Here is a 15,278-nt window from a genome sequence, read left to right as displayed (position 1 = left end):
TTCCCGCCTTCAATCGTCATCGCACCGCGATCGACCGTATAATTTTCCGCATCCCGCTGACCACCCACGCATTCCACGCAGCCTCACCTCGCGTGAAAAGGAGACTTTCGCTTGACCGGCCTCATCGCGCGCCTGCCATTCGCCCGGACCACCCTGCTCGTCATCCTGTCGATGCTGATGTTCGCCTTCTCGACGAACGCGTCGTCCACGCCACGCAACCCGCCGCCGCGCGCCGCGCATGCTCATGCGCCTGCGAAGGCCGTGAAGAAAACCGTCAGGAAGAAGCCGGCCCAGCGCCACAAGAAAGCCGTCAAGCATCGCCGCCCGCGCGTCAAGCACCAGGCGGTCAAGCGTCACGCGGCGCCGGCCCCGCAGCAGCGCCGCGCCAAGCGCACGACCGCCGTGCGCCCACGCCCGGCCGACAAGCCGCGCCTGATGGCAAGCTGCGGCTACAGCCCGCGCGCGGTCAATTCCCTGCATTCACGCGCGGCCTACGTGCTCGATGTCGACTCCGGCACGCCGCTGCTGGCCCGCAACGCGCGCACGGTGCGGCCGATCGCGTCGATCTCGAAGCTGATGACGGCCGTCGTCGCGCGCGATGCCGACCGTCCGCTGAACGGCGTGCTGCGCGTCACCGCGCACGACCGCGACACGATCAAGTTCACCGGGTCGCGCCTGCAGGTCGGCTCCGAACTGTCGCGCCGCGAGATGTTCCATATCGCGCTGATGTCGTCGGAAAACCGCGCGGCCGCCGCGCTGAGCCGCGACTATCCGGGCGGGCGCGCCGCGTTCGTCAACGCGATGAACCGCGAAGCGCGCCGGCTCGGCATGCGCCATACGCACTTCCGCGAGCCGACCGGCCTGTCGCCGCACAACGTGTCGACGGCCGAGGATCTCGCGAAGCTCGTCGGCGCGGCGGCGCAGGATCCGCTGATCCGCTATTTCTCGACGGATACGTCGACCACCGTGCGCCCCGGCGACGGCGAACTGCTGTACGTGAATTCCGACCCGCTCGTCCGCTACCGCCGCCTGCCGATCCGGCTGCAGAAGACCGGCTTCATCAACGAGTCGGGGCACGGCGTCGTGATGCGCATGCGTGTGAAGGGCCGCCGCGAAACGGTCGTGCTGCTCGGGGCACCGACGCGCGCGGGCGTCTCGAGCGATGCGATCAAGATCCATCGCTGGCTGTCCTGCTCGATCCAGTGAGCGCGCGGCAGCCGGCGCGTTCACCCCAACGGAGCGATGCCATGCAGGACGAATACCGCTTTAACGCATTTGGCCGGCTACTCGCCGTCGTGCGCAAGAACGGCCGCTGGGCCGTGTTCGACCTTGGCACCGAAGGCAAGCGGCGCCCGGCCGACCTGCACATTCCGTCCGCGCTCGCCGCCGACGAACTCGCGCAATACCTCGGCGATCTGCTGCACGAGGACGCGACCCCGAGATACAGCGAAGTCGTACCGGTCCCGCTCCGCAGCGCGTAACCCCCTCCGGCCACACCTCGATCCGGCGATCAATTCGACAGTTAAACTTGCAAGTTTAACTGTCGTGTCCTATGATCCGCCGCATGAACCCGCCACGCAAACCCGGCGTTTCCGCCGATATCGTCGCCGCTGACCTGACCCTCGCGGTCGGCCAGCTGATCCGCCGGCTCCGCTCCGAGATCGAATCCGGAGGGCTCGGCATGTCCCAGACGAGCGCGCTCGCGCGACTCCAGCGGCACGGGCCGATGACGACCGCCGATCTCGCGCGCGCCGAAGCGATGAAACCGCAGTCGATGAAGGCGACGCTTGCAAGCCTCGAGGAAGACGGTCTCGTCGAGCGCGAACCGCATCCGACCGACGGTCGCCAGATCCTGTTCCGGCTGACCGCGGCCGGCCTCGACGCACGGCTCAAGCGCAACGCCGCGAAACACAAGTGGCTCGGCGCCGCGATCGAGCAGCTCGATCCTGCAGACATCGACACGCTTGCCGCCGCGATCCCGCTGATCCGCCGGATCGGCGAGCAATGAATCCGGCCCGCGCGCGCCACGGCATGCACGCGCACGGCTTTCTTCGCCCCTTTCACGGAGTCCCATCATGAGCGCAACCCGTCTCGACACGAACACGGCACTCGTCGTCATCGACCTGCAGAAAGGCATCGTCGCCCTCCCCACCGCGCACCCGGTCGAACCGGTGATCGCGCACACCCGCGCACTGCTCGACGCATTCCGCAGCCGCGGCCTGCCGGTTGTGCTCGTCAACGTCGCGGGCGGCGCACCGGGCCGCACACAGCAGCAGGTGCGCCTGGACGCCCTCCCCGCCGACTGGGCCGAGCTCGTGCCCGAACTGGACCGGCAGCCGGGCGACCACCTCGTGACGAAAATGACCTGGGGCGCATTCACCGGCACCGGCCTCGACGCGCACCTGAAGGCGGCCGGCGTCACGCAGATCGTGCTGACCGGCATCGCGACGAGCATCGGCGTCGAATCGACCGCACGGCAGGCCCATGAACTCGGCTACAACGTCACGCTCGCCGTCGACGCGATGACCGACCTCAACGCGGATGCGCATGTGAACAGCGTCGAGCGCCTGTTCCCGCGTCTCGGCGAAACGGGCACGACGCAGGACATCGTCGCGCTGCTCGACCGACGCGGCGCGTGAGCGACCAACACGCCCGGCCGGCGCAGGACCACTCAGCTGGCCGGCTCGATCCGTCGATCTGGAAGGTCAGCGCAGTCGCGGTGCTGGGTTCCCTGCTGTCGCAGCTGGACGCGACGATCGTCAACGTGTCGCTGTCGAGCCTCGCAACCGACCTGCACACGAGCCTCGCGACGATCCAGTGGGTGACGAGCGGCTACCTGCTCGCGCTCACGCTGGTGCTGCCGCTGAACGGCTGGCTCGTCGACCGGATCGGCGCGAAGGCGCTGTACCTGTGGTGCTTCTCGGCATTCACGCTCACGTCGGCACTGTGTGGGCTCGCGTGGTCCGCGCCGTCACTGATCTCATTCCGCGTGTTGCAAGGCGTGAGCGGCGGGCTGCTCGCGCCGATGGCGCAGATGATGATCGCGCGTGTCGCCGGCCAGCAGATGGCGCGCGTGATCGGCTACGTGGCCGTGCCCGTGCTGCTCGCGCCGATCCTCGGCCCGGTCGTCGCCGGCGCGATCCTGCAGCACACGTCGTGGCGGTGGTTGTTTCTCGTGAACCTGCCCGTCGGCGTGCTGGCGCTCGCGCTGGCCGCGCGGTTCCTGCCGGGCGACCGCGACGACACGCAGCCGCGCGAACTCGACTGGGTCGGTCTCGCGCTGCTGTCGCCGGGGCTCGTGCTGTTCCTGTACGGGATCGAGCGGATCAACGAAGCGCTCGGCATCGCGGCGATCGTCGCGGCGACGCTGTTGCTCGTGGCGTTCCTGCGGGTCGAAACGCGCAAGGGCGACCGCGCGCTGATCGATCTTGCGCTGTTTCGCCGCAAGGTGTTCGGCGCGGCCGCGTCGACGCAGTTCCTGTCGAACGGCGCGCTGTTCGCGGGCCAGATGCTGATTCCGGTGTTCCTGATCCAGGCGTGCGGCCGCACGCCCGGCGAAATGGGCTGGCTGCTCGCGCCGATGGGCCTCGGCATGCTCGTCACGTATCCGTCGATGGGCGCGCTGACGAGCCGGTTCGGCGTGCGCCGGCTGGCCGCCGCCGGCGCATTGCTCGCGCTGTTCGCGACGCTGCCGTTCGTGTTCCTCGCGCTGACCGGCTACGATCCCTACCTGCTCGTGCCGGCGCTGTTCCTGCGCGGCATGGGCCAGAGTGCGATCGGCGCGCCGTCGATTTCCGCCGCGTATGCGTCGGTCGAGCGTCGCAACCTGCCGATGGCGACGACCTCGCTCAATATCGTGCAGCGTCTCGGCGGCCCGACGTTCACGACCGTGTGCACGTTGTTCCTCGCGTGGCGGCTGCAGGCCGAATCGGTGGCAAGCGGCGGCACGCAGGCGAACGCGTATGCGTGGGCGTTCGCCCTGCTTTGCGTGCTGCACGCGGCGAGCTTCGTCACGACGCTGCGGCTGCCGCTGTGGTCGGCCGGTGCGGGCGGGCAACCCGCCGGCGCCGCGCGCGCCGGTTCGCGCTGAACGCGGACATAGGTCACGCTGCGCCGCGCTGCGCACGCAGCGTCGCTACGGCAGCCACATCGGCACGATCGACACCACCAGCAGGACGCCGAGACCGGCATTCAGCCAGCGCCACTGCCGCTCCGTGCGCAACACGCGCGCGAACAGCAGCCCGGCGAAACACCAGAGCGACAGCGACGCCATCGCGGCCACGCCGAACGCCAGCCCGAGCAAGACGCCGAGCCGCGCCGGGCCGGATGCGAGCGCGGCGAACGACGCGGCCGCGCCGAGCGTCATCGCCCAGCCTTTCGGGTTGTGCCAGAGCATCCAGACGCCGCTGACGAACCCCTGTGGCCGATGCACCTCGGCATCGAGCCGCGGCTTGCCGCCGCGCCCGATGCGCACGGCCAGCCACACGAGATACACCGAACCGACGGCCTTCATCGCGAGTTGCAACGCAGGCAGCGCAAGCAGCACGCCACCGAGCCCGGCCGCCGCAGCGGCGGCCATCGACGCCAGGCCGGCCGCGATACCCGCCATCAGCGGCAGCGAACGCCGATAGCCGAAATGCGCGCCCGAGGCGGTCGCGAGCGTCGTCGCGCCGCCCGGCGTCACGGTGGACACGATCACGAACAGCATCAGCGGCAGGTAGTCGCGGAACGGCACGGAAGCTCCCGGTTGTCGTCGTCGAAGCCCCGTTTTACTCGCGATCCTTCCATTACGACAGCGAAAGCTTTTTATGCCTGCCATTAGCGCTCATAATGCATCGCATGGTACGCAATCTCGACATCGCGCTACTGCGCGCCTTCGTTACGGTCGCCGAGCATCGCAGCATGACGGCGGCCAGCCGTGCGCTGCACCTGACGCAAGGCGCGATCAGCCAGCAGGTCGCACGGCTCGAAACGCTGTCCGGCTCGCTGTTCGTCCGCGAGCATCGCAACCTGCTGCTCACGGCGGACGGCGAGCGGCTGCTCGGGCAGGCACGCCGGCTGCTCGCCGTGCACGATGCGCTGCTGACCGACATGACGGCCGGCGCGGTCGAAGGCGCCGTGCGGCTCGGCGCGCCGCAGGATCTCGTCGGCACCTGTCTCGCACCGATCCTGAAAGGCTATGCGCAGGCGCATCCGCAGGTCGCGCTCACGCTCGTGTGCGCGGCGTCGCCGGAGCTGCGCCGGGGGCTCGCCCAGGGCGAGCTCGACGTCGCGTTGATCGAGGCGCCGGTCGGGCCGTCGCGCGGAGAGTGCATCGCCGTCGACCGCCTGGTCTGGGTCGGCGCTAAAGGCGGCACCGCGTACCGGAATACACCGCTGCCCGTGTCGATGGTCGCGCACGCCTGCGCGTTCCGCCCGACGGTGCTCGACGCGCTGCGCGGCTGCGATCGCGCGTGGCGCACCGTGTTCGAGAACGGCAGCATCGACGCGACGACCGCAACCGTGCGCGCCGATCTCGCCGTGACCGCCTGGCTCGCGTCGACCGTGCCGGCCGACCTCGACATCCTGCCGGCCGGCAGCGACCTGCCCGCGCTGCCGAACTTCGCGATCAACCTGCATCTGCCGCGCGGCCAGCGCACGCCGGCCGCAACGGAACTCGCCCGCCACCTGCGCAACGGCTTCGCACGCGTGCGCGCGGCCGCCTAGCGTCGGCTCCCGCTACACGATGCCTGGCTCCTGCGGCGCCGGCGTCGTGCCGGCGGCTTCGAGCGCCTGATGCAGCGTCGGGAAGATGCATGACGCGCCGACGATCTCCGTAATCTGGTGACGATCCATGTCGGCCCGCAGGTAGCGATTGACGCGCCCGAACAGCACGCCGATCCCGCGTGCGTGCAGCATCCTGACGAGGTCGGTCAGCGTCCGCGCGGCCGAATAGTCGATGTCGGTGACCGCACCCGCATCGACGACGAACCAGCGCGCCGGCACCGGCGCCGCTTCGACCAGCTCGGTCACTTCGGCGGCGAACAGATGATCGTTCGCGAAAAACAGGTCGGAGCCGAACCGGTAGACGATCAACCCCGGCGCCGTCATCGCGCCGCGCCGCGCGGGCACCGGCTGCCACCGCCCGTTGCCTTCGACCGGTTCGAGCACCATCGTGTGCGGCTGGTAGCTGTGACGCACGTGCCGCATCAGCGACAGCGCGACGGCCAGCAGGATGCCGTGCTCGACGCCGACCGTCACGACGGCCAGCGCCGTCACCAGCGCAAGCGTGAACTCACCGGGGCTTTCCTTGCGGATCGCGGCGAGGCTGCGCACGTTGATCAGCCCAAGCGCGATCGTGAACACGATACCGGCCAGCACCGCGTGCGGCAGGTACTGCAAATACGTGCTGAAGAACAACAGGACCACCGCCACCACGGCCGCGAACGCGAGATGCCCGATCTGGCTGCGCACGCCCGCGCCGTCGGCCATCGCCGTCTGTGTCGGGCTGCCGTTCACGACGAACGCGCCGCCCACCGCCGCCGCCGCGTTCGCGGCCGCGAGGCCGAGGATGTCGGCGTTGGTATCGACGTCCTCGTCGTACTGCTGCGCGAACACGCGCGCGGCGGCCGCGCTCTGCGCAATGATCATCACGAAGCACGACGCGGCGACCGGCACGAGATCGAGGCACTGCTGCCACGTGACGGACGGCCAGCGCAGCGGCGGCAGCCCGCCCGCGACCGGCCCGAGCACCGCGATGCCGTGCGCGGCGAATCCGAACGCGTAGCTGGCCGCGATGCTGCCCGCGACCGCGATCATCGGCATCGGCACGCGCGGCAGGAACCGCCTGCACGCGAGAATCGCGACGACGACGAGCGCCGCAAGCGCGAACGTCGGCCGGTTCGTGTGGACGAGATGCGTGACGACGTAGTCGAGCTGCGCCAGGCTGCGCGACGCCGGGTACGGCACGGCCAGCCCGAGCATGTCGCCGAGCATCGCGATCGATACCTGCACGCCGACGCCGGCGAGAAAGCCGACCAGCACCGTGCGCGACAGGAAATCGGCGAGAAAGCCCAGCTTGAAGATGCGCGCGAGCAGCAGCATCGCGGCGGTCAGCAGCGCGACCATGCCGGCCAGCGCCACATACTCGGCGCTGCCGGCCGGTGCCATCGACGACAACCGGCTCGCGAAGATCGTCGCGGTCGCGGAATCGGCGGCCACCACCAGATGCCGCGATGCGCCGAAGCACGCGAACGCGACGAGCGGCAGGAACACCGTATAGAGGCCCGTGACGGCCGGCATGCCGGCGATGCGCGCATAGCCGAGCACCTGCGGGATGTCCATCGACGCGAGCGAAATGCCCGCGAATATGTCGCGGATGGCCCCGCCACGGCGGATCGGGAGGATGCCTTTCAGCAGCCGCACGCCTGACGCGCGGCTCTCGTTGGAATCATGCATGCGTGGATTGCGTGAATACGTGGTGACGTGGTTCGCGAAGTCGTTCGCGCATCGTGCCCCGGGCAGGCATCGCATGGCAAGTGCGCGACGGCGGCGCGTGTCGCTCACCGTCGGCGGATGGGCCGCATGCAACGACGAACGGCGCACCGCCGATCGATGCGACGTCCGCATGATTGCATGGATCGCCGTTCACGCGCATTGAAGCGCGAAGGCCCACAGTAGCAGCGTCGCACCGATCGAGGCCCGGTGTGCAACGCATCCGACAATACGCGCGTGCGGCAGCTTGCGGTGACGCACTTTCATCGCCCGCCCTCACCCGATTACAGAGGAGAACTGCACAATGGTGAGGAGATTCGGGAGCCGATCACCGCGTATTCACGGCAACGTGGCAGGAACCCGATGGCACAATCACGGTCCCTTTCATGTGCCCTTCACCGGGCGCGCGCCGCACCGCGGCGCCGATTCAACGCACCAGAAGGCCCCCTGTTTGCCCCTATGACCCTGAACGAATCCTGGTTTGCGCCGCTCGTCGGCATCCTCATCCTGCTCGCTGCCGCCGGCGCGATCACCACCGCCGTCCATTTCCTGCTGTTCCGCGTGGTCGCGCGGCTCGCACGGCTTTCCGCCACGCGCGTCGACGATGCACTGTTCGAGTTCGGCGCGTTCAAGTGGCTGAACCGCATCGTCCCGTTCGTCGTGCTCAAGCTCGGCCTCGGCACGGTGCCCGGCATTCCCGAGACGGCAGCGCAGGCTGCCGACAAGGTGCTGTTCGCGCTGATCGTGTTCCTCGTGACGATGACCGTCAGCGCGACGCTGTCCGCACTCGAACACACGCACCGCACATACCAGCGCGATCAGCGCGGCCAGCCGCACCTGTCGCTGAAAGGCGCGATGCAGCTCGTCAAGCTCGTGATGTTCATCACGGCCGCCCTGGTCGTGATCGGCGACGCGACCGGCAAGCAGATCGGCCTGCTGCTGTCCGGCATCGGCGCGATGTCGGCGGTGCTGATGCTGATCTTCAAGGACACGCTGCTCGGCCTCGTCGCGGGTGTGCAGCTGTCGTCGAACGACATGCTGCGGATCGGCGACTGGATCACGATGCCGTCGGCCGGCGCGGACGGTACCGTGATCGACATCACGCTGAACACCGTCAAGGTCGCGAACTTCGATCACACGATCATCACCGTGCCCACCTGGAAGCTGATCACCGAGAGCTACCAGAACTGGCGCGGGATGACCGAAGCGGGCGGGCGCCGCATCAAGCGTGCGCTGTTCGTCGACGCGACGAGCGTGCGCTTTCTCTCCAACGACGAGATCGAACGGCTCGAACGCCTGACGCTGCTGAAGGACTATCTCGAGGACAAGGTCGACGCGATCGAGCAATGGAACGGCACGCTCGGCGCGGCCGGCGACTGCGCGGCGAACCGTCGCCAGCTGACGAACCTCGGCACGTTCCGCGCGTATGTCGCGAACTACCTGAAAGGCCATCCGCGCATCCGCCGCGACATGACCTGCATGGCGCGGCAACTGCCGCTCACGGCCGAGGGCATTCCGCTCGAACTGTACTGCTTCACCGATACGACGACGTGGGTCGACTACGAAACCATCCAGTCCGACCTGTTCGACCACCTGATCGCCGTGCTGCCGGAGTTCGGGCTGCGCGTGTACCAGCACCCGTCGGGCTTCGACATGCGGCAGATGGTCGGCGCCGCGCAAGCCGGGCTGCAGGCGCCGCACGCGGGTTGATGCGCGCGATGGCGGCCGGTCATCGGCCGCCGCTCGCCGCGTGGCCCCCCTGCACTCAGCGCGCCGCGCACTCCGACGCGAGCCGCCCGAGCACCTTCAACGCGTCCTCGATCTGCCGCGACCACGGATAGCTGTAGTTGAGCCGGATGAAATGCCGGTAATCGGTGCTCGCCGAGAACATATGCCCGGGGCCGACCGTGATCCCCTGCGCGAGGGCCAGCGCATACAGCTTCATCGCGTCGACCTGCTTCGGCAGCTCGACCCACAGCACGTACCCACCCTGCGGCTGCGACAACCGCGTGCCTTCCGGGAAGAAACGCCGCACCATTGCACTCATCAGGCTCGCCTGCTGCGCGTACTGCTTGCGCATGCGTCGCAGGTGGAAATCGTAGCCGTCGAATTTCAGGTACTCGGCGATCGCGAGCTGCTCGATCGCGGGCGTCGCGAGCGTGTTCAGGAATTTCAGCTTCTCGACCTGGTCGCGGTAGCGGCCCGGCATCGCCCAGCCGATCCGGTAGCGCGGCGACAGGCTCTTTGTGAACGACGCGCAATGCAGCACGAGCCCGTCGTGGTCGAACGACTTCAGTGCGCTCGGCGTCGTGTCGCCGAAGTGCAGCTCGTGATAGACATCGCTCTCGATCGCCGGCACGCCGTGCTTCCCCAGCAGTTCGACGAGCGCGCGCTTACGGGTGTCGGGCATCTGGAAACCGAGCGGATTCTGGAAGTTCGGCATCACCATGCACGCAGCGATGCGCTCGCGTTCGAGGATCCGTTCGAGCGCGTCGAGATCGATGCCGTCGACCGGGTGCGTCGCGACTTCCAGCGCGCGCATGCCCATCCGCTCGATCGCGTGCAGCATCGCGTAGAAGGTCGGCGATTCCACCGCGATCGTGTCGCCCGGCTTCGCGACGGCCTGCAGGCACAGATTGATCGCCTCGGTCGCGCCGATCGTCACCACGATCTCGCCGGGTTCGACCGCGATCCCGCGCTCCGCATAGCGCCGCGCAATCTGGCGGATCAGCTCCTGGTTGCCGGGCGGCAGATCGTCGATCACGCCCCAGCGCGTGCGGCGGCGGCCGATCGTCTGCGCATAGCGCGCGAGACGCTGCACCGGAAACTGCGACGCATCGGGATACGGCGAGCCGAGCGGCACCGCGTCGTCGCGCGAGATCGAGCGCAGCGTCGACAGCACCAGCCGGCTCACGTCCACGGCCGACGGCTCGGCGGCCGGCGCCGACATGTGCAGCTCGGCCTCGGCCGGCGCCGACGCGCGCGCGCGGACGAAATAGCCCGACTGCGGCCGGCTCTCGATCAGGCCGCGGCTTTCCAGCACGAGGTACGCGCGCAGCACGGTCGTGACGCTGAGCTGCTGCTGCCGGCTCGCCTGCCGCACCGACGGAATCCGCTCGCCGGGCCGGTACACGCCACGTTCGATCTGCGCCTGGAGATCGTCGGCCAGTTGTTCGTAACGCTTCATGCGCCTTCCTTTCAACTTCCCTTCAACAACACAGTTGCGATCCGCACTGTATGAATGGCCGCAACTGTACTCTTTTTTGAAGTGAACAGGTGTACACACAGCCGGACGGGGGCCGCGCGTACTCTGCACCCATCGACCCCGACACCCGTTGCATCATGAAAAAGAAATCCGCTACCGCGCGCATCGAACCGTACACCCACCCGGCCGCCGGCTGGGGTGCGCTGAAAGCCGTCACGATCAACCTGATCAAGGAAAAGGTCGCAGGCGGCAACTACCGTACGCTGCTGCGCCAGAACCAGCCGGACGGCTTCGACTGCCCGGGCTGCGCGTGGCCCGACCGCCAGCACGCGTCGACGTTCGAATTCTGCGAAAACGGCGTGAAGGCGGTGGCCGCCGAAGCGACGAGCAAGCGCGTGACGCCCGAATTCTTCGCCGCGCACACGGTCACCGAGCTGCTCGAACAGTCGGACTTCGAACTCGAACAGCACGGCCGGCTCACCGACCCGATGGTGTACGACGCGCAGACCGACCGTTACGTGCCGATCGCGTGGGACGACGCGTTCGAACTGATCGCACGCCACCTGAGCGCACTGCCCGCCCCGAACCAGGCCGCGTTCTACACGTCCGGCCGCGCCAGCAACGAAGCGGCGTTCCTGTACCAGCTGCTCGTGCGGCTGTACGGCACGAACAACTTCCCTGACTGCTCGAACATGTGCCACGAAGCGACGAGCCGCGGGCTGCCCGCGTCGGTCGGTGTCGGCAAGGGCACCGTCACGCTCGACGATTTCGAACATGCGGACACGCTGCTGATCTTCGGCCAGAACCCGGCCACCAACCACCCGCGGATGATGGGCGAACTGCGCGAGTGCGCGAAGCGCGGTGCGACGATCGTGTCGATCAACCCGCTGAAGGAGCGCGGCCTCGAACGCTTCGCCGATCCGCAAAGCCCCATCGAAATGCTGACGATGTCCGGCACGAAGATCGCATCGACGTTCATCCAGCCGACGATCGGCGGCGATTTCGCGCTGATCAAGGGGATGGCGAAGCGCGTGCTCGAACTCGACGACGCCGCGCGCGCCGCCGGTGCGCCGCGCGTGCTCGACACCGCGTTCATCGGCGAGCATACGGCCGGCTTCGACGCATTCGCCGACGACCTGCGCAACGAAAGCTGGTCCGCGCTGACGGCCGAAAGCGGCGTGCCGTACGAACAGATCGACAGCCTCGCGCAGCTCTATGCACGCAGCGAGCGTGTGATCGCGACGTGGGGCATGGGCATCACGCAGCACAAGCATTCGGTCGCGACCGTGCAGATGCTGACGAACCTGATGCTGATGCGCGGCAACATCGGCCGCCCGGGCGCGGGCCTGTGCCCTGTGCGCGGCCACTCGAACGTGCAGGGCAACCGCACGGTCGGCATCGAGGAAAAGCCGTCGCAGGCGTTCCTCGACCGGCTCGGCCAGGTGTTCAACTTCGAACCGCCGCGCCACCACGGCTACGACGTCGTCGAGACGATCGAGGGGATGCTCGAAGGCCACGTGAAGGTGCTGATCGGCCTCGGCGGCAACTTCGCGATGGCGACGCCCGACACGCCGCGCACGTGGGAAGGCATGCGCCGCTGCGACCTCTCCGTGCACATCACGACGAAGCTGAACCGCAGCCACCTGATCCACGGCCGCGACGCCCTGATCCTGCCCACGCTCGGCCGCACCGAAATCGACCTGCAGGACAACGTCGCGCAAGGCGTGACGGTCGAGGATTCGATGAGCATGGTTCACGTGTCGTACGGGATGAACAAGCCGGCGTCGCCGAACCTGATGTCGGAGCCCGCGATCGTCGCGCACATGGGCCATGCCCTGTTCGGCAGCGGCAAGATCGACTGGCTCGCGTACAAGGACGACTACGCGAAGATCCGCGACGCGATCGAGGCGACGCTCGACGGCTTCTACGACTACAACACGCGCATCGCGCGGCCGGGCGGCTTCCACCTGCGCGTCGCGTCGCGCGACCGCGAATGGCTCACGCCGACGGGCAAGGCGAACTTCATCGCGCACGCGATGCCGGCCGACACGCCGATCCAGCGCGCCCGCGCGCTGCACGGCGAACGGCTGATGACGCTGATGACGACGCGTTCGCACGACCAGTACAACACGACCGTCTACGGGCTCGACGACCGCTATCGCGGCGTGTTCGGCCAGCGCCGCGTGGTGTTCGCCAACCGCGACGACCTCGCGATGCTCGGCCTGAAGGCCGGCGAATGGGTCGACATGGAAACCGTGTGGCACGACGGCATCGAGCGGCGCGCGGACGGCTTCCTGCTCGTCGAGTACGACATCCCGCGCGGCTGCATCGGCGCGTACTACCCGGAAACCAACCCGCTCGTGCCGCTCGACAGCGTCGGCGACGTGTGCAACACGCCGACGTCGAAGTCGATTCCGGTGCTGCTGCATCGCGCGGTCGCGCCGGCGTCGATCGCCGCCTGACGGAGCACGGCGATGATCGTTCGTCCGCGCGAGCACTGGCTGCGGATGCTGCTCGTCTGGAACGGCTCGGTGCTGCCGACCATCCTGCCGCAGCTCGTGCTGACGCTCGCGATCAGCCTCGTCGCGGTATGGGGCGGCGGCCGCGTGCTCGGCGAGAAGGTGCCGCTGAACCCGACGCCGTTCACGCTGATCGGCCTCACGCTCGCGATCTTCGCGGGGTTTCGCAACAACGCGAGCTACGAGCGCTACCGCGAGGGTCGGCAACTGTGGGGCGGCGTGCTGACCGCCACGCGCACACTGGTGTCGCAGGCGCTCTGCTACGGTGCGATCGATCGTGACGATGCCTCGCGGCGCGTGTTCGTGCGGAAAGTCGTCGCGTACGTGTATGCGCTCAAGCATCAACTGCGCGGCACCGATCCGGCTGCGGACCTGCGCGGACTGCTCGACAGCACCGCCTATGCGCGCGTCGCCGCTTCGCGCTTCCGCCCGGTCGTGATCGTTCACGAACTGCGCGAAGCGTTCGCCGCACGCGCCGATGCGGGCCGCCTCGCCGACACGCGCCTGTGGATGCTCGACGCGCGCCTCGACGATCTCGTGTCGATGGTGAGCGGCTGCGAACGGATCGCGTCGACGCCGATCCCGTTTTCATACGACGTGCTGCTGCACCGGACCATCTACGCGTACTGCGTGCTGCTGCCGTTCGGCCTCGTCGACTCGATCGGCGCGGCGACGCCGTTCGTCACCGTGTTCGTCGCCTATACGCTGATCGCGCTCGACGCGATCGCGCATGCAATCGCCGAGCCGTTCGGCGACGGGCCGAACCATCTCGCACTCGATGCGATGACGCGCCAGATCGAGCGCACGCTGCTCGAACTGAACCGCGAGCCGCTGCCGGCGGAAGTCACGCCCGGCAAGGCTTATCGGCTCAGTTGATCCGGCCGACTCAGGCCGACGGCGGCACTCGTGACGGCTTCTGCATCGACTGACCCACTGCCAAGTCCTGCGTAGCACACGCTGATGATGCAGCAGTACCTGCGCCTTATATGACAGGGATCAGCGTGCAAACCTATGCCGCGACTTACGCTTACCCCTTCGAGGATCGACCGGTTCCGACCCTTCTCGCTCATTCGACAACAGCTCGCCTCGCTGTCTCTTCCGGTGGCACAGCGGCCATTCGCTTGCTGGATTCGCCGGCGCGTGCTCGAGCCGTTGGCTCGAAGTGAATGGCAATCTCTTTTATCGGAACCGCTTAAATTGCGGATCACGAAAGCCGAAGACTGCCATTGCCTTTGGCACGAAAACCGGGGCCGCTCAGTTAGGTAATGACGGGTCAATCATGCTCCGGCTCCTTGGCCGCTTTGCCGTTCAACGATCTTGACTGGCACCCCGAATATGCTAACGGCTCCATAGCACCGCGTGATTGACTCCGTCGCTTGTTTGCGACCACCCGACGACCTCACCTCTCTCGTTGATGCCAGTGGCAGCACTGTAGTTGCCACCAGGAAGCGCGCCTAGATCGATCATCACGCCCTTCTCAAACAGAAATGCGTGCACGACCCCGCTCGCGATATCCGAATAGCCGACCACTTGACCGCCATTGTTAATAGCAGCCGCTCCGCTCCTGCTCCCCCCAGGCAGTGTCCCGAGGTTGGTCATCACCCCATTGTCGAACAAGAATGCGTGCTCGTTCGTCGTTCCGCCTGAGATGCCAACGACTTGGCCGCGATCGTTGATTCCGGCAGCAACGCTATAGAGCGCGCCAGGAAGCACGCCCAGGTCCGCCATCACCCCGTTGTCATACAGAAAAGCATGTTTCCCGTTCTGGGCAATCGACGCACCCACGACTTGGCCGAGATTGTTGATCCCCGATGCGTCGCTGAAGTTACTACCAGGGAACACGCCAAGATCCTTCATCGTGCCTTTTTCAAAGAGAAAGGCGTGCCTGAGGTTGCCTGCGGTTCTCGACTGCCCGACAATCTGTCCTCGCTCGTTGATCGCGGAAGCGCTGCTCGTTATGCCACCGAGCGTTCCGAGGTCGGTCATCGCTCCATTCGCAAAGAGTGTTGATGTCCGCACAGAACTGACCCACTAGAGCTGAAAATTTTCATCGAATTTTGACCCACGTGATTGAATGCCCT

General features: G+C 67.5%; 13 protein-coding genes. 9 read left to right on the top strand and 4 right to left on the bottom strand.

Going from position 1 to position 15,278, the window contains the following annotated elements:
* The first annotated feature begins 111 nt into the window (after nt 1-111).
* The 5 genes from BCO18175_RS15800 to BCO18175_RS15780 all read left to right on the top strand — a co-directional run bounded on the left by BCO18175_RS15800 (nt 112) and on the right by BCO18175_RS15780 (nt 4,090).
* The gene (locus BCO18175_RS15800; RefSeq protein WP_174968988.1) at nt 112-1,206 is read left to right on the top strand and encodes a serine hydrolase; all 1,095 of its coding nucleotides are present in this window, start codon (nt 112-114) and stop codon (nt 1,204-1,206) included.
* A 41-nt stretch (nt 1,207-1,247) separates the two neighbouring features.
* The gene (locus BCO18175_RS15795; RefSeq protein WP_174916511.1) at nt 1,248-1,481 is read left to right on the top strand and encodes a DUF7661 family protein; all 234 of its coding nucleotides are present in this window, start codon (nt 1,248-1,250) and stop codon (nt 1,479-1,481) included.
* 71 nt (nt 1,482-1,552) lie between these two features.
* Nucleotides 1,553-2,008, top strand: coding sequence for a MarR family winged helix-turn-helix transcriptional regulator (locus tag BCO18175_RS15790; RefSeq protein WP_174968987.1), 456 nt, complete (start codon nt 1,553-1,555; stop codon nt 2,006-2,008).
* 67 nt (nt 2,009-2,075) lie between these two features.
* Nucleotides 2,076-2,639 (top strand): isochorismatase family protein, encoded by a 564-nt coding sequence (locus BCO18175_RS15785; RefSeq protein ID WP_174982302.1) that lies wholly within the window; start codon nt 2,076-2,078, stop codon nt 2,637-2,639.
* Nucleotides 2,636-4,090 (top strand): DHA2 family efflux MFS transporter permease subunit, encoded by a 1,455-nt coding sequence (locus BCO18175_RS15780; protein ID WP_174982300.1) that lies wholly within the window; start codon nt 2,636-2,638, stop codon nt 4,088-4,090. The genes BCO18175_RS15785 and BCO18175_RS15780 overlap by 4 nt, the downstream gene beginning before the upstream one ends.
* A gap of 45 nt (nt 4,091-4,135) precedes the next feature.
* Here the strand turns inward: BCO18175_RS15780 and BCO18175_RS15775 are convergent, their stop codons facing one another.
* A complete protein-coding gene (locus BCO18175_RS15775) occupies nt 4,136-4,735 on the bottom strand; it encodes a LysE family translocator (RefSeq protein ID WP_174982298.1) in 600 nt (199 codons plus the stop codon).
* Nucleotides 4,736-4,830: 95 nt separating this feature from the next.
* On the opposite strand from BCO18175_RS15775, the gene BCO18175_RS15770 reads away from it, so the two are divergent.
* The gene (locus tag BCO18175_RS15770) at nt 4,831-5,706 is read left to right on the top strand and encodes a LysR substrate-binding domain-containing protein (RefSeq protein ID WP_174982296.1); all 876 of its coding nucleotides are present in this window, start codon (nt 4,831-4,833) and stop codon (nt 5,704-5,706) included.
* A 12-nt stretch (nt 5,707-5,718) separates the two neighbouring features.
* Here BCO18175_RS15770 and BCO18175_RS15765 read toward each other — a convergent pair whose 3' ends face one another.
* Nucleotides 5,719-7,437 carry a SulP family inorganic anion transporter gene (locus BCO18175_RS15765; protein ID WP_174982294.1) on the bottom strand — a complete coding sequence of 573 codons (1,719 nt, stop codon included), beginning with the start codon at nt 7,435-7,437 and terminating at the stop codon, nt 5,719-5,721.
* Nucleotides 7,438-7,932: 495 nt separating this feature from the next.
* Here BCO18175_RS15765 and BCO18175_RS15760 point away from each other — a divergent pair, with 495 nt between their 5' ends.
* A complete protein-coding gene (locus BCO18175_RS15760; protein WP_174982293.1) occupies nt 7,933-9,183 on the top strand; it encodes a mechanosensitive ion channel family protein in 1,251 nt (416 codons plus the stop codon).
* A gap of 55 nt (nt 9,184-9,238) precedes the next feature.
* Here the strand turns inward: BCO18175_RS15760 and BCO18175_RS15755 are convergent, their stop codons facing one another.
* Nucleotides 9,239-10,660, bottom strand: a complete 1,422-nt coding sequence (locus tag BCO18175_RS15755; protein ID WP_174982291.1) for a PLP-dependent aminotransferase family protein — start codon at nt 10,658-10,660, stop codon at nt 9,239-9,241.
* Nucleotides 10,661-10,815: 155 nt separating this feature from the next.
* On the opposite strand from BCO18175_RS15755, the gene BCO18175_RS15750 reads away from it, so the two are divergent.
* Together BCO18175_RS15750 and BCO18175_RS15745 are read left to right on the top strand one after the other, a co-directional pair.
* Entirely contained in the window at nt 10,816-13,140 is a 2,325-nt protein-coding gene (locus tag BCO18175_RS15750; RefSeq protein WP_174982289.1) for an FdhF/YdeP family oxidoreductase, read from the top strand.
* Nucleotides 13,141-13,152: 12 nt separating this feature from the next.
* Nucleotides 13,153-14,073 (top strand): bestrophin family protein, encoded by a 921-nt coding sequence (locus tag BCO18175_RS15745; protein ID WP_174982287.1) that lies wholly within the window; start codon nt 13,153-13,155, stop codon nt 14,071-14,073.
* Nucleotides 14,074-14,535: 462 nt separating this feature from the next.
* Here the strand turns inward: BCO18175_RS15745 and BCO18175_RS15740 are convergent, their stop codons facing one another.
* Nucleotides 14,536-15,183, bottom strand: coding sequence for a DUF3466 family protein (locus BCO18175_RS15740; protein ID WP_174982285.1), 648 nt, complete (start codon nt 15,181-15,183; stop codon nt 14,536-14,538).
* Between the last annotated feature and the right edge of the window lie 95 nt (nt 15,184-15,278).

Origin of the sequence: Burkholderia lata, from assembly GCF_902499335.1 — a bacterium.
GTDB lineage: Bacteria > Pseudomonadota > Gammaproteobacteria > Burkholderiales > Burkholderiaceae > Burkholderia > Burkholderia lata_B.
Note: the sequence above shows the minus strand (reverse complement) of the source record. Positions and strands in the feature narration are given on the sequence as shown.